Below are 13,099 nucleotides of genomic sequence, written 5' to 3'. Positions count from 1 at the left end.
CACACTGTTCCTTTTCCCCTGCTGGGGAATGTCCGCCTGCAGTTCAGGCACGACCACGGTACGTGGTCCGCGCTTCGGCGCGGTTGACAAGCGCAGTGGCTCAGTGTGAATTGGATTGGCGCAGGGTGATGACCCGATATTGGCCTTGGTTGCCGTAGCGCTGCCCCTTCTTCTCGAAGTCGGCGCAGAGTCTGTCTTCGCCGCAGGGCACCAGGTCGGCCCGTGCGACGCGATCCAGGTACGCTATTTCCGCCCGGCGTTGTTCGGCCTCGGCCAGTGTCGCCTTGGCGCTGTAGAGCACGTACCCCACGCTGCACAATCCCATGACGGCCGCCCCCAGCATGGCAATGGATCCCATCCACATGCGGCGCATCGCCGTGGCTTCCAGGGATTGCTGCGCTTGCGCGTAGCGCTGGGTGGCTTGCTGCAGCGTCTGGTGCGCAGCGGTCAGCGTGCGATCGAATCGCTCGGCCGCCGGATCCAGCGCTACCGAGAGCGCCTGTTGCGTCAATTGCGTCAGTCGCGGCAGCGCATTCTCCACCACGCGATTGACGCTCCGGTCGGCGTTGCCGACCGCGCCATTGAGCACCTGCAGCTGCCGGGAGATCTGGTCTTGCAGGCTTTGTTCCCGTACTTGCATCGTTGCGATCAATGCCGCCATGGCCTTGATCGTTTCTTGCAGCGCCTCGGTGGAAGTTCCGCTTTCCGGTAGCGCAGGCGTGCTTGGCGTATCCATCGTGTCCCTCTTGAAAATTCCACTCACCGCAGGATCGGGCTGCGATTACCCGCCGCCTCCACCGCCTCCTCCCCCACCACCGCCGCCACTGCCTCCACCACCGCCGCCCCCTCCATCACCGCCGCCCCCACCCCCTCCCGGTGCGCCACCTTGCATCATCGGCCCGCTGGCGAACTGCGGCAGGGTCATCACCATCACCGGACCACGGCTGGTCTGCACTTCGGCCGACGTATCCAATCCCAGCGACTGCATCGCCGTGACCTGTTCAGTCGCTTCCTGCATGGCCTTGGCCTCCAGGTGCTCATGGCCCTGTTGCAGCAGGGCATGGGTGAGGGGACTGTTGGAGATCCGGTTCAAGGCCTGCTCGATCGCGGCGTCGTTCCTGGAATCGATGGCGTGCAGTAGATCGTCCACGTCGCGGTCGCTAGTGATCTCCTTGCGCTGGGGCAGGTGGGGATCGTCCGGCTCGCCGGGCCTTTGCGCCGTGGCAGGGGCGGCATCGCGCCGCGCCGTGGCGGGCTGCGGCTCGGACGCCGCGTGCTCGGTTGGTGCAGGGGCGCGCGCATCCTGCTGACGGCGAGCATCAAGGTCTGCGAGGGGACGATCGTCTCCCCGCTCCCTACGCTCCTGCCTTTCCTGTTCCAGGCGCTTTTCCTGCTGGAGGTCTTTTTCGAGCTGTATCCGGAGTGCGCGCATCGTTTGCAGCGTCTCCTCCCAGGTTTCGGCTCTTTCCTCCGGCACAGGAGCGGCGCGCGCATTCTGTCCATCCGCTGGTGCATCGCGGCGCTGCTCGCGGGCGGTTTCGTCGCCTTCGATGCCGCCGCTGGCGCGGTCGGCACCGCGCGTTCCCGAGGAAGACGCGAGTGCGAGTCCGTGGTCGGCCACTGGCCTGTCCGATGGTGGCATCGGGAGCGTTGGCATGCGCGGGTCTTCGGTGCGCTCCGCAGCGAGCGGCAGGGCCATCGACGCATCCAACGCTGTCTCCGTGGCCTGGGCGTGTCGCTCCTGCACAGGCGCTTCCAAGGCCTCATCGCGCCGTTGCAGTGGCGCGTCCTCGTGCAGGGCCGACGCATGTGCGCTCGGCAAGCGCTGCTCGGGTGGCTCCTGCGCATCGGTGGGGTGCATGGCCGATGCGTGCGCGATCACCGGCGCTGCCGGATGCTGTGCATCTTGTGCGCGACCTTCCTGGGCTTGGTGTTCGTGCGTACCTTGCGAAAATGCCTCGGCCTCCTGGGGTTGCCGAGACGGCGCCGGTTGCTCGTCGGTGTCTTGGGCGAAGCGCTCCTGGGCACCAAGTGGCTCCTGGGTGCGCGACTGGGCATCCTGGACGTGTCGCTGTTCCTGCCCGGGCGGCAGCGCGTTATTGGCCTGGCGCCGCTCCGGTCCGTGCGGCAGCGGCATGGCGTCCTGCGACGGGCGCGGCGCCTGCCCGTGCGGAAAGGCTTCCTGGGCCTGTCGCTGCTCCTGCGCTGCCGGCGCTGCCGGCGCGGCCTCGGCCTGGCGTCGTTCCTGCTCGCGCGGCAACGCATCCTGGGTGGGACGCTGTTCCTGCTCACGCTGTTGGTCGGTTTCGGCCTGGCGTTGCTCCCGTTCGCGCTGTTGCGTTTCCTGGGCCTCGCGTTGCTCATGCTCGCGCTGCTGGGCTTCCTGGGCCTGGCGCTGTTCCTGCGTGCGTTGCTGGATTTCCTGCGTCTGGCGTTCTTGTTGTTCGCGCTGCTGCAGGTCCCGGCTTTGACGGTCGAGCGCGGTATGCGCCTCAAGCGCCTGGGCCGCATGCGCTTGTTCCTCGTGGGACGCCTGGGCCAGTGCGTGCTCGCGCGCCTGCCCGGCCTGCTGCTCTTGGGCCTGGCGCTCCTGCTGTTCGCGCTCCTGGCGTTGCTGCGCGGCGCTTGCCGCCTGGGTCTGTGCCTGCATGTCGAGCGCATGCTGCGGGCTGGAAGACGGGTTGGAGGACGCGCCATCCGAGTCGGCCGACCCGTCGGAGGTGCGCGCCGTCGACGCCAGCCGCGACGCCGGAGTGTCGGAGGTCGGTAGGGCTGGCTGGTGCGCCCGCACCTCTTGCAGCGCCAGCCGGATGTCCTCGGTGCTGGTGACTGCCGCGATGCGATCCACCCCGTCGGCGCCGCGCTGGAGATGGGCGATCGGGCTGTCGGCACCGAATACCCCACCGGGGCCGCGCTGCAGCTGCAGCGCGCCATCGCCGGAGAGTCCTTGCGACTCGCGTGTGCGCTGGGTGGCGAGATCGATGGCCTCGCGCCAGTCCGGATGGAGTTCCGTTCCGGCGATGCGGTACCGGTAGAGCGTGTGCTCGGCTTGCACGGCCTGCGGCGAGGGTGGCGACTGCCGGATGGCTGCCAGGGCCTGAGCGTGTTCGGCCAGGGCCGGTTGCAGCATCGCCCGTGCGGTGTCCAGCTCCAGTGCCCGATTGCCATCGGCGGGGACGCCATCGGCGGACCAGTGTCCCTCTGCATCGCGGCGGTACTGCTGGCCGTTCGAGGTGGTCAAGGCATCCGGATCGGGCAATGCCCGTTGCACGGCCGGCGACATCGGATAGCCATCAGCGGCCCAGCCGCTGCGGTGGTAGGCCAGTTCATAGCGCGCGGCGATGGCGCCGGGACTGTTGGCGACGTTGCGCGCGACGACGGCCGCGGCCTGGGCGTCCAGCTCGGCCGCCCGCGGCGGCGACGCGGTTTCCGACTGGTAGATGCCGCGGTCGTTGGCACCAGAGACGCCGATCTTGGCCTGGCGATGCCACTGACCATCGGCTGCGCTGCGCGTCCAGTCTGCCGGGGCCAGGCTGGGGAGGTCGCTGTCGTTGGCCGGCAGGCGGCAGGGATCGTCCGGTTCCGGCGCATCCTTGAGCGCCAGCGCCGCCGCGGCGTTGGTGGCGAGGTAGTTCAGCTCGCGCGCCTTCTCGTAGCTGGCCATGATCGGCATGGCGGTCGGATTGTTCACCCCGTCAGGGGTGGTGTCGGCCATGCCCTCGCGCGACCAGGCGCGGCCGTCGAACGACCAGTGCGTCCCATCGCGGTCCGTCTGTTGGTAGATCTGGCGGTTGTCCAGCAGGTCGGCGGCTTTTTCCCCGGCCTTGCTCATGAAGTACGCGTCGGCCGCGATCAATACCATCGGCCCGGCGCCGGAGCTTCCGAGTGCATAGGCAGCTGCGGTGCCGCCGGCCCAGCCGCCTGCGTTGCGGCCTGCGAAGTGGGCCAGTTCCGATTGGGCCGCGAGCGGGTTGTCCTGGCCGTACAGTTCGCCGGCACGGCGCGCAGTGATAGCGGTGTCCGCGGCGCTGGCGAGCAGCCCGGCACCGCGCAGCAGTTGGCCGGCCGAGTGGTCGCCCGCCAGGAGTTCGACGGTGGCGAAGCCGCGTTGCGACAAGGGCTTGTACGTGTTCAGTGTGGCGCCCGCCAGGTGGTAGGCGCCTCGCGGAACGCCACCGATGCCTGGCAGATCGTCCCCCAGCACCTGCTTGACCAACACGGCATTCGGCGCGGACAAACTCACGTTCCCCGCTTGTTCGGCGTGCGTCACCGCCATGCGGAACTCCGCGCGGCCGGCGATCTCCCTGGCGGCAGGTTCGCCTGGCGCGGCGACCAGATTGGCCGAGCCGGTGCGCGCAGCCCCGATTACCTTCACGATCCGGTGCTCCGAGTGCGTGATCGCAGCCCATTCGGATTCGACGGCACCCATCGAACGAAGTGTCTTCAACTGATCCGCGTGTTCGGCACGGTATTGATCGAGGTCGGAAAGCGTCCTGCGATTCTGCGCGTTGGCCTCGTCCTTGGTCAGCCTGTCCGGCGTCGTCGTGTAGGCATCGCCGTTGATCAGGGCAATCTTGAGGGTGTCCTGCAGTTCATTGACCTGGGCGGCCACGCGCCTCAGCGCGGCGGGATCGCTGTTCAGCGCAGCACGGCCGTCGGGAGAATTTCGGATATCGTCCAGATTGCGGGTGATTCCATCCGTATAAGAACTACGCGTCCTCCCTCGGTGCGGCGAGGTTTCGAGATCGTCGGCTAGCTCGCCATCCACTGGCAGATACAGGCGGTTGACCGATGCGTCTTGGTCGATCAGTCCATGTTCGACCAACGTCTTGAGCAAGACATGTTGGCGGAAAAGGCTCTGCTCAAGGACGTGATGGCTCTGCAGGATGACACTAGTGGATGGCACGTCTTGCGACTCCCAAGCACTCGAGGGGCAACACGAGTCAGCAACCGGCGGCGTCTATGAGCCGAACGCCGCGCGTCCTTGGCGATTTGCCGAAACCACTGTCAAGCAAGGCATCACGCAAGACCTGGTCACAAAAAGCATCCGCCGTATAGGGCGTCCGGAAGACGTGCGCGGATCCAATCACTTCTTTCTTGAATGCAAAGTCGGCGCCGCCAGCAATGCTGTAATACTTCCCGTTCGGATATCCCGTCAGGACCTTGACCGTTGATGCTGCCTCGTCGATCGCATCCAGCATCCTGACCACCTCGCACAGGTAATGCGGCGGCGCATGCGAACCATCTTCCAACAGGAACTCACACGGCACGAATGCAAACCCTTCGGGGTCCACCGCTTGGAACACCTGTTTAAGCGGCTCAGACACCAGCCAATAGTCCTTGAATCCACTGTCCAGGTCGCGCGGCATGTCGCCCATCCGATGGTCGTAGCGCAAGCGCGGTGCTTCCTGCAGCATGGCCAGTCCGCCGCTTTCCGGGGGGCTGCTCAGATAGGCTGGAAACGGCACGGCCTTTTCATTCACGAACTCCACGCCATGCCCCCGACCACCGCCTCGCATGTCTGGTTGAAGGATGTAGAACTCGCCCTTCTCTGGTTTGTTTTGGGTTGTCATTTGAGTTTCAGCCGGTTCCTTGCATGGGCCGAGCAATCGACCGTTTCTCTCCATCGTCGGCCATTCAACTATCGCTAGGAAGTTGGGTGAGCGTGCCTAGGATGCCAGTTCAAGTGGCGATGCGCATTAGGAAAAGTCTGACGGCCTCACTTGCACTGAGCCAGCGCCGTGATCCGGTACTTCTCCGCGAAGCTCTGTGGGTCGCCGGTGAGAAAGCCCCGGGTTCAGGATGATCGAAGCCATTCGGGCGCCGCTGGGGCCAAGCTTGGGAAGTCGCTGTCGTTGCTCGTCCCATGGGCAACAAACCATGATGCTGGCGCAGATCTGGATCTGCTGGGCGATCCTTATAAGCCCGCGATTCGACGAAATTTCAAACCCATATCACCTCCTTGAAGCTGGTTGGTACCGGCTTCGCGTATGACGCTGCGCCGGTAGCGTCCTTGCAGGAGCAAATGAGCATGAGGAGCAAGGTCGAGCTGATCTATTGCGTGATGGTCGTGGCTACGGCTGTTCTTGCTGGTGTCATGAAATGCACGGCGAGCACTGCATGCAGCAGATGTGGTGACCTCGTCGATTCGTTCGACTGATCCCCAACCCACCTTGGCACCTCGCACAAGGCCCGGCATCGTCCGGGCCTTGTGCGTTTGTGCCGTCAACAACGAGGAGACAGAAATGCACTTGATCGAAACGATGGCCTACGCCGGAGAGATACCCTGGCACGGCTTGGGTAACCGGCTGGCACCGCGGCAGCCCATCGACGTATGGAAGCGTCAGGCGGGCATGGACTGGAAGATAGAGGAGGCGGAGGTGCGCTACGTTGCGGGTAGCCACAACCTTGGCGTGATCCATGCCTTCCCGGAGCAGAAGGTGCTTTACCGCTCGGATACGCGTTTGCCCCTGTCGGTGGTGTCCAAGCGCTTCCAGGTCGTGCAGCCGGGCCAGATCCTGGAGTTTTATCGGGATCTGACCTCCAGCAACGGCTTCGAACTGGAAACGGCAGGGGTGCTGCGCGAGGGCCGCAAGTTTTGGGCGCTGGCCCGGACTGGACAGAGCGCGACGCTGAAAGGACGGGACAAGGTAAATGGCTACCTGCTGCTGGCTACCGCCTGCGACGGCACGTTGGCGACCACGGCGCAGTTCACGTCGGTCCGGGTGGTCTGCAACAACACCCTGTCCATCGCACTGGGCAACGCATCCGGAGCCATCAAGGTGCCGCACCGCAGCCAGTTCGACCCGGACGTGGTGAAGCGCCAGTTGGGCATCACCGTCTCGTCCTGGGATGGGTTCGTGGCCCGGATGAAGGCACTGGTGGAGAGACCGGTGGATCCGGACTCGGTGGAAGTGCTGCTGCGCCGGGTGCTGACCTACGCCGCACCTGACGGCAAGGCCGCGGTAGTGAACGAGCAAGCGTTGGCCAACGTGCGCTCTCTGTACGAGGGCGGTGGGCGCGGTGCACTGATGGCCTCAAGCCGCGGTACGGCCTGGGGCTTGCTCAACAGCGTGACCGAGTTCATCGATCACCATCGCCGCGCGCGCAGCGACGATCACCGCCGCGACGCGGCCTGGTTCGGTCAAGGGGCGGCGATCAAGCAACGGGCCTGGGACGAAATGATGACGCTGGTGGCCTGATGACGACACCAATGGATCAAACGCCATCGGCCGGCACGTCAGGCGATGAACCAGACCGTGTTCGCCAGGACAAGGTGATCGCTCGTGCGCTGCGCATCCTTGAGAACCGGGCCAACAAGTCCGACATGCTGATGAACGATCCCGGCACGTGCGGGCGGTTCTTCCGATTGCGGCTGGGCGACGAGGTTCGGGAGCATTTCGAGGTGGCCTTTCTGGATACCCGGCACAGGCTGGTCGCGGTGGAGCGGTTGTTCTCCGGCTCGTTGGACGGGGCGGAGGTGCATCCACGCATCGTGGTCCAGCGCGCGCTGGTCTTGAACGCGGCAGCAGTCATGGTGGCCCACAACCACCCCAGCGGCCTTGCCGAGGTCTCCGCAGCTGATCGGGCGGTCACAGCACAGTTGAAGAACGTCCTGCGGCTGGTGGATATCCGGTTGCTGGACCACTTCGTGGTCACCGCCGATCAGGCGGTCTCGATGGCTGCCCAGGGATTGCTGTAGGGCTGGTATCCGCTTTGGGGCCGGTCTCGGCATGGTACGCCCGGCAAAGGCCGGGCATCGACTCGTCCTGTTTCATGAGCAGTGGCCGAGCCCCAAGGGGCCGGCCACAGGATTGACGTCAGTCAAGAAGTGACCCGGGGCGAACCCGGAGCGCCAGTGCGATGCGCTCGATGTTGTAGATCGTCACATTCTTCTCGCCACGCTCAAGCATGCCGATGTAGGTCCTGTGGACGCCTGCAGCCTCGGCAAGCTCTTCCTGCGACAGCCCGCGCTCCTTCCTCAATCGCCGGACGTTGCCGGCAAAGACGGTGACCAACCGAGTTTCGTGAGCTGCCCGAGCCATCGCGGGATGGTCTCGGTTTGAATACTACTATTCGACATACTACGATTAGCATAATTCCGCGCTGGAGCCGGGTTTGGCAGTGCCAGGCCATCTGGGTGGCAGATCAAAAGCAAGGGGGATGAATGAAAAAAGCGACTCCTGCCCGCGTGATGCCGACATCTGCCTTCCTGGACGGGGGCGGTGAGTGGCGGCCGCCCCGGGCTTGCGCACATTGGCGCGTTCAAATCGAAGAGAAGTAGGAGATCTAAATTGGGGAAGGACTACTACGAAGTACTCGGGATCCGTCCCAATGCCGGGCCGGAAGAGATCGAGCTGGCATACCGGGGTCGGCGAAGCCAGTACCACCCGGATCGCTACGCCAATGCAGATGGGGAAACCCAGGCCTGGGCCACCAGCAGGATGCAGGAGGTCATCGGGGCTTACGCGATACTCAAGGATCCGGCGGAGCGCGCTCTGTTCGACCATGTCCGCCAGTCCCAGGCCTCCGGATCCGCAGCACATCCGCGGCGTCCGGACGCGGCGCCCGCCCCAAGCCTAAAGGAGGCTCTGGGACACCTGGTGTTCGACGATGAACCCTTCGAAAGAGTGTTCGTGTCCCCGCACATTCCAAGAAAGAAGCTTGGTGGTGCGATCGACAGCTATGGCGAAGGGATCCGTCCCAAAGACGTCGTGGCCCTGATCGACGACACGCTGTTTGGCGGCGCAAGGGAAGGAATCCTGATGACGGAATCAGAGATCCGGTTCAAGGGCGCGTTTCAGCCGGTTGATACCCGGCTGTTGGGATGCCTGGAGGAGATTACTGCCGAAGGCAAGTACGTCTACATCAACGGCGAACGGTACGCCGAATTGAACATACCAAACCGGGACGATCTTAGAACGTTGTTCAAGGCCGTCACCCGATACCTGCAGGAATCTGCTTGAACAAAAATCCATCAAGAAGGAGCGGTGATGAAGTATTTGGTTGGAATCTACGGTGCAACGGTGCTGATAGCTGCGATTTGCTTCGATATCTGGGGGCAGTACGCCTACAAGGGGTTCTTCTACAACCTGGGGCAGGCGCTGGTATGGCCCGCCGTCGTGTTCCCGTCCTTCGGGAAGCTGCTGAGCGGCGTCATCTGGCTGTTGGTGATCCTGTCCGTCCTCTCGCTCAGGTCCAGGGGGCGCAGATGAACCGGAGAGTGGTGAATAACGCAGCAGTGTGGCTCGTGGTCCTGCTCCTCGTGGGCGGCTGCAGCAGCAAGCTGGACAAGGTGCGCGATCAGTTCATCGCCAGCTGTGTAGGCAGTGGTGCCTCTCGGTCCACGTGCACGTGTGCCATCGATGAGTTACAGGAAAGGTACGGAGAGAAGGGACTGGTCGCCATCGAGGAACGTGGTTACCCACCTCCGGACTTCCCCGATCGACTCGCCGACGCGGCACAACAATGCAGAAAACAATCAAGGAACTGACATGAAGCAAATCCATATCGCATCGACTATCCTGATCACCGCACTGGCACTTGCGGGGTGCAACAAAGAAGGGGCACCAACCAGTGCTGGCGAGATCAATCTGGCAGGCTGTGCGGTGCCCGCGGGCCTGTCCCGCGCGGAAGCCGAGAAGGTCCAATGTGCCAAGCAGGAACAGGTTGTTGCTGGTGCCAAGCCAGCGGAAGCTGCATCTACGGTTCCCGTGGCGCCTGCAGTGCCCGACGAGGAGGTCATCGCCGCGATGATCACCGAGCAGGCGGTGAAGGACGGTGGCGCAAGCGAATATAAGGACGCCCGTAAATCGGCTGTCGAAGATCTCACAGGCGATGGTCGGCCTGAGGTCGTGGTGTTGTACACCTTGGAGGGAGCCGGCGGTGGCAATGGCCATACAACCTACCTGGCTGTCTTTTCGCGGGAAGCGGAACGACTGAAGCTCATGGATAACCAACCAGTTGGCGGCTTCGGAAACGCGATTCAAGGCATGGATGTACGGGATGGCATGGTTCGCCTGAAGGTGTTGGTCCAGGGGCCGAATGATCCGGATTGCTGCCCTTCGACCGAGGAAGAGGCTGCATACGTGGTTCACAACGGAAAATGGATACAGGTGCAGCCGCGATCCTAGTCCCAAACTGCCACCATAGGAGGAGAGCCTTAGGCTCTCCTCCTATGGTGGCCTCTCTTTTTCTTCGGTCAACAGGTGGTATGCACATAAGAGGGGACGAGCGATGAGGTCGCGAGTCGGCCGAGTCAAAGTGCGGGTAGGCGGGGGACCCTCCGGCGTTCCCCCGGGATCGGCAAGACTGTTGACATTACGTGAACTTCCCGCAATGCTCCGCGCCATCAAGGCCATTGAGGGCCGCATAGCAGGGACGTTATGCAACAGGGGGGAGTCGCGTTAGCGCTCGTTGGGGAAGAAGTGCCTGCGGCAGATCCGCCGCCGGATCTGGCGTTGCGTGGCCTTGTGCTGTTGGCGCAGTTCCATGGAATCGCTGCCGATGCGTCCCAGCTTGCCCATGAGTTCGGCAGGAGCGGAGAGGCCTTCGACGAAGTCACTCTGCTATTGGCTGCCCGCAAGCTTGGCCTGAAAGCCAAGATCTCCCGGGTGCCGGCCGGTCGCCTGTCCATGGCGAACTTTCCAGCGCTGGCTTGGGGAACGACGGGCGAAGCCTTTCTGATTGCCCGCATTCAAGGCGACCAGGCGCTGATCCACGATCTCGCCGAGCGGCGTCCGCGCCAGATTGCAGTGGAGGAGTTGGAGCGTCGGTATGGCGGGCGCCTGCTGCAGGTCGCCTCGCGCGCGTCGGTGCTGGGCCAACTGGCCAAGTTCGACTTCACCTGGTTCATCCCGGCCATCGTCAAGTACCGGCGGATGCTGCTGGAAGTGTTCGTCGTCTCGCTCTTCATCCAGTTGTTCGCGCTGGTCACGCCCCTGTTCTTCCAGGTGGTGATGGACAAGGTGCTGGTCCACAACGGCCTCACCACCCTGGACGTGATCGCCATCGGCCTGGTCTGCATGGCGGTGTTCGAGGTGGTGCTGACGGGGCTGCGCACCTACGTCTTCGCCCACACCAGCAGCAAGATCGACGTGGAGCTGGGGGCGCGTTTGTTTCGTCACGTATTGGCGCTGCCGCTGGCGTACTTCGAGTCGCGGCGCGTCGGCGACACCATCGCCCGCGTGCGCGAGCTGGAGAACATCCGAAGTTTCCTGACCGGGCAGGCACTGACCTCAGTACTGGACCTGCTGTTCACCGTGGTCTTCCTGGCGGTGATGTTCTGGTACAGCGGCTGGCTGACCTTGGTGGTGGTGATTTCGTTGCCGTTGTACGCGCTGATCTCCGGCGCGATCACGCCGGTGCTGCGCAAGCGCCTGCAGGACAAGTTCGCGCGCGGTGCGGACAACCAGTCGTTCCTGGTTGAGACCGTCAGCGGCATCGGCACCGTCAAGGCTATGGCGGTCGATCCACGCGCAACGCGCACCTGGGACAACCAGCTGGCCGGCTATGTCAGCGCCGGCTTCGGCGTGACCCGCGTGGCAACCATCGGCCAGCAAAGCGTGCAACTGGTGCAGAAGCTGGTGGGCGTGGCGATCCTCTTCTTTGGCGCCAAATTGGTGATCGACGGCAGGCTTTCGCTGGGCCAGCTGATTGCCTTCAACATGCTTTCCGGCCAGGTGTCGGCCCCGATCATCCGCCTGGCACAGCTGTGGCAGGACTTCCAGCAGGTCGGCATCTCGGTCGAGCGGCTGGGTGACATCCTCAACACGCGTACCGAGCTGCCCGGCAGCAAGATGGCGCTGCCGCCCATCCAGGGCCGGATCGGTTTCGAACGCGTGCACTTCCGCTACCGTCCGGAGGCGCCGGAGGTCCTGGCCGGCGTCGAGTTGGACATCAAGCCCGGTGAGGTGATCGGGATCGTCGGGCGCTCCGGCTCGGGCAAGAGCACGCTGACCAAGCTGGTGCAGCGGCTCTACACCCCCGAGCGCGGCCGCGTGCTGATCGACGGCCATGATCTGGCCCTGGCCGATCCGGCTTGGCTGCGCCGCCAGCTCGGCGTCGTGCTGCAGGAGAACTTCCTGTTCAACCGCAGCATCCGCGAGAACATCGCGCTGGCCGATCCCGGGATGCCGCTGGAGCGGGTCATCCGCGCCGCGAAGCTGGCGGGCGCGCACGACTTCATCACCGAATTGTCCGAAGGCTACGACACCTCGGTGGGCGAACACGGCACCGGCCTTTCCGGCGGGCAGCGCCAGCGCATCGCCATCGCCCGGGCGCTGATCACCGATCCGCGCATCCTGATCCTCGACGAGGCCACCAGCGCACTGGACTACGAGTCCGAGCATGCGGTGATGGCCAACATGCACTCCATCTGCAAGGGCCGCACCGTGTTGATCATCGCCCATCGGCTATCGACGGTGCGGCGCGCGAACCGGATCGTGGTGGTGGAGAAGGGGCAGATCGTCGAGACCGGCACCCATGCCGAACTGGTCGACCGCCCAGACGGGCATTACGCACGGCTACACCGGTTGCAGGCGGGGGTGGCATGAAGCACGTCATCGAGGGGGTCCGTGCATTCGCGCAGCGCTACGTGGGCGTGTTTCGCTCCGCCTGGGCCTCGCGCCGCGAGCTGGACTCGCCCGAGCGCAGCGACGACGAGCGGGCATTCCTGCCGGCCCACCTGGAGCTGATCGAGACTCCGGTCTCGCCCACGGTGCGCTGGACGATGCGGACCATCGTCGCGTTCTTCTGTATCGCCCTGCTCTGGGCATGCCTAGGCAAACTGGACATCGTCGCAGTGGCGCCGGGCAAGACCGTCGCCGATTCGCGTACCAAGATCATCCAGCCGGCCGAGACGGCCGTTGTGCGGCGCATTCTGGTGCGCGATGGCCAGCGGGTGATGGCCGGCGAAGCGCTGATCGAGCTGGATGCCACCACCACGGGCGCCGAGTTGACCCAGGCTGGCGAGACGCTGATCGAGGCGCGTCTGGCGGCGTTGCGCCTGACCGCCCTGGCCATTGCCATCGACAGCGGTCTGGCCCCGCGTTTGGCCTCGGCAGCGGACGTGCCGGCCGGACGCTTCGCCGCCGAGCAG

At 64.5% G+C, this 13,099-nt stretch carries 10 protein-coding genes and 1 pseudogene; 7 read left to right on the top strand and 4 right to left on the bottom strand.

The window, feature by feature from the left end:
• Window positions 1-100: 100 nt before the first annotated feature.
• From JR064_RS19855 to JR064_RS19845, 3 genes are all read right to left on the bottom strand, one after another.
• Window positions 101-736, bottom strand: coding sequence for a hypothetical protein (locus JR064_RS19855; RefSeq protein ID WP_206230865.1), 636 nt, complete (start codon window positions 734-736; stop codon window positions 101-103).
• Between the two features lie 45 nt (window positions 737-781).
• The gene (locus JR064_RS19850) at window positions 782-4,621 is read right to left on the bottom strand and encodes a hypothetical protein (protein ID WP_206230895.1); all 3,840 of its coding nucleotides are present in this window, start codon (window positions 4,619-4,621) and stop codon (window positions 782-784) included.
• A 322-nt stretch (window positions 4,622-4,943) separates the two neighbouring features.
• Window positions 4,944-5,573 (bottom strand): imm11 family protein, encoded by a 630-nt coding sequence (locus JR064_RS19845; protein ID WP_206230864.1) that lies wholly within the window; start codon window positions 5,571-5,573, stop codon window positions 4,944-4,946.
• Window positions 5,574-6,245: 672 nt separating this feature from the next.
• Between JR064_RS19845 and JR064_RS19840 the strand changes: the two genes are divergently transcribed.
• Together JR064_RS19840 and JR064_RS19835 are read left to right on the top strand one after the other, a co-directional pair.
• Window positions 6,246-7,202 (top strand): DUF932 domain-containing protein, encoded by a 957-nt coding sequence (locus tag JR064_RS19840; RefSeq protein ID WP_206230863.1) that lies wholly within the window; start codon window positions 6,246-6,248, stop codon window positions 7,200-7,202.
• Window positions 7,202-7,702: a JAB domain-containing protein gene (locus JR064_RS19835; protein WP_206230862.1), complete on the top strand. Its 501-nt coding sequence runs from the start codon at window positions 7,202-7,204 to the stop codon at window positions 7,700-7,702. Before JR064_RS19840 ends, JR064_RS19835 begins: the two co-directional genes overlap by 1 nt.
• Window positions 7,703-7,820: 118 nt before the next feature.
• Here JR064_RS19835 and JR064_RS19830 read toward each other — a convergent pair whose 3' ends face one another.
• On the bottom strand, window positions 7,821-8,018 hold the full coding sequence (locus JR064_RS19830) for a helix-turn-helix domain-containing protein (protein WP_225209973.1): 198 nt from the start codon (window positions 8,016-8,018) through the stop codon (window positions 7,821-7,823).
• A 276-nt stretch (window positions 8,019-8,294) separates the two neighbouring features.
• Here JR064_RS19830 and JR064_RS19825 point away from each other — a divergent pair, with 276 nt between their 5' ends.
• The 5 genes and pseudogenes from JR064_RS19825 to JR064_RS19805 all read left to right on the top strand — a co-directional run.
• Window positions 8,295-8,966, top strand: a complete 672-nt coding sequence (locus tag JR064_RS19825) for a J domain-containing protein (RefSeq protein ID WP_206230861.1) — start codon at window positions 8,295-8,297, stop codon at window positions 8,964-8,966.
• Window positions 8,967-8,993: 27 nt separating this feature from the next.
• Window positions 8,994-9,215 carry a hypothetical protein gene (locus JR064_RS19820; RefSeq protein WP_206230860.1) on the top strand — a complete coding sequence of 74 codons (222 nt, stop codon included), beginning with the start codon at window positions 8,994-8,996 and terminating at the stop codon, window positions 9,213-9,215.
• A gap of 279 nt (window positions 9,216-9,494) precedes the next feature.
• Window positions 9,495-10,133: a hypothetical protein gene (locus JR064_RS19815; RefSeq protein ID WP_206230859.1), complete on the top strand. Its 639-nt coding sequence runs from the start codon at window positions 9,495-9,497 to the stop codon at window positions 10,131-10,133.
• Window positions 10,134-10,385: 252 nt separating this feature from the next.
• Entirely contained in the window at window positions 10,386-12,554 is a 2,169-nt protein-coding gene (locus JR064_RS19810) for a type I secretion system permease/ATPase (protein WP_206230858.1), read from the top strand.
• Window positions 12,551-13,099: pseudogene (locus JR064_RS19805) on the top strand (hemolysin secretion protein D); the annotation flags it as partial. The gene JR064_RS19810 and the pseudogene JR064_RS19805, both read left to right, overlap by 4 nt.

The organism is Xanthomonas bonasiae (assembly GCF_017163705.1).
Taxonomy (GTDB): domain Bacteria; phylum Pseudomonadota; class Gammaproteobacteria; order Xanthomonadales; family Xanthomonadaceae; genus Xanthomonas_A; species Xanthomonas_A bonasiae.
The sequence above is the reverse complement of the archived record's forward strand: the minus strand, read 5'-3'. Positions and strand labels throughout refer to the sequence as shown.

What these genes read in the sequence shown, in the direction of transcription:
- JR064_RS19855 (WP_206230865.1), bottom strand. Translation starts at nt 736, where the DNA reads ATGGATACGCCAAGCACGCCTGCGCTACCGGAAAGCGGAACTTCCACC.
- JR064_RS19845 (WP_206230864.1), bottom strand. Translation starts at nt 5,573, where the DNA reads ATGACAACCCAAAACAAACCAGAGAAGGGCGAGTTCTACATCCTTCAA.
- JR064_RS19840 (WP_206230863.1), top strand. Translation starts at nt 6,246, where the DNA reads ATGCACTTGATCGAAACGATGGCCTACGCCGGAGAGATACCCTGGCAC.
- JR064_RS19835 (WP_206230862.1), top strand. Translation starts at nt 7,202, where the DNA reads ATGACGACACCAATGGATCAAACGCCATCGGCCGGCACGTCAGGCGAT.
- JR064_RS19820 (WP_206230860.1), top strand. Translation starts at nt 8,994, where the DNA reads ATGAAGTATTTGGTTGGAATCTACGGTGCAACGGTGCTGATAGCTGCG.
- JR064_RS19815 (WP_206230859.1), top strand. Translation starts at nt 9,495, where the DNA reads ATGAAGCAAATCCATATCGCATCGACTATCCTGATCACCGCACTGGCA.
- JR064_RS19810 (WP_206230858.1), top strand. Translation starts at nt 10,386, where the DNA reads ATGCAACAGGGGGGAGTCGCGTTAGCGCTCGTTGGGGAAGAAGTGCCT.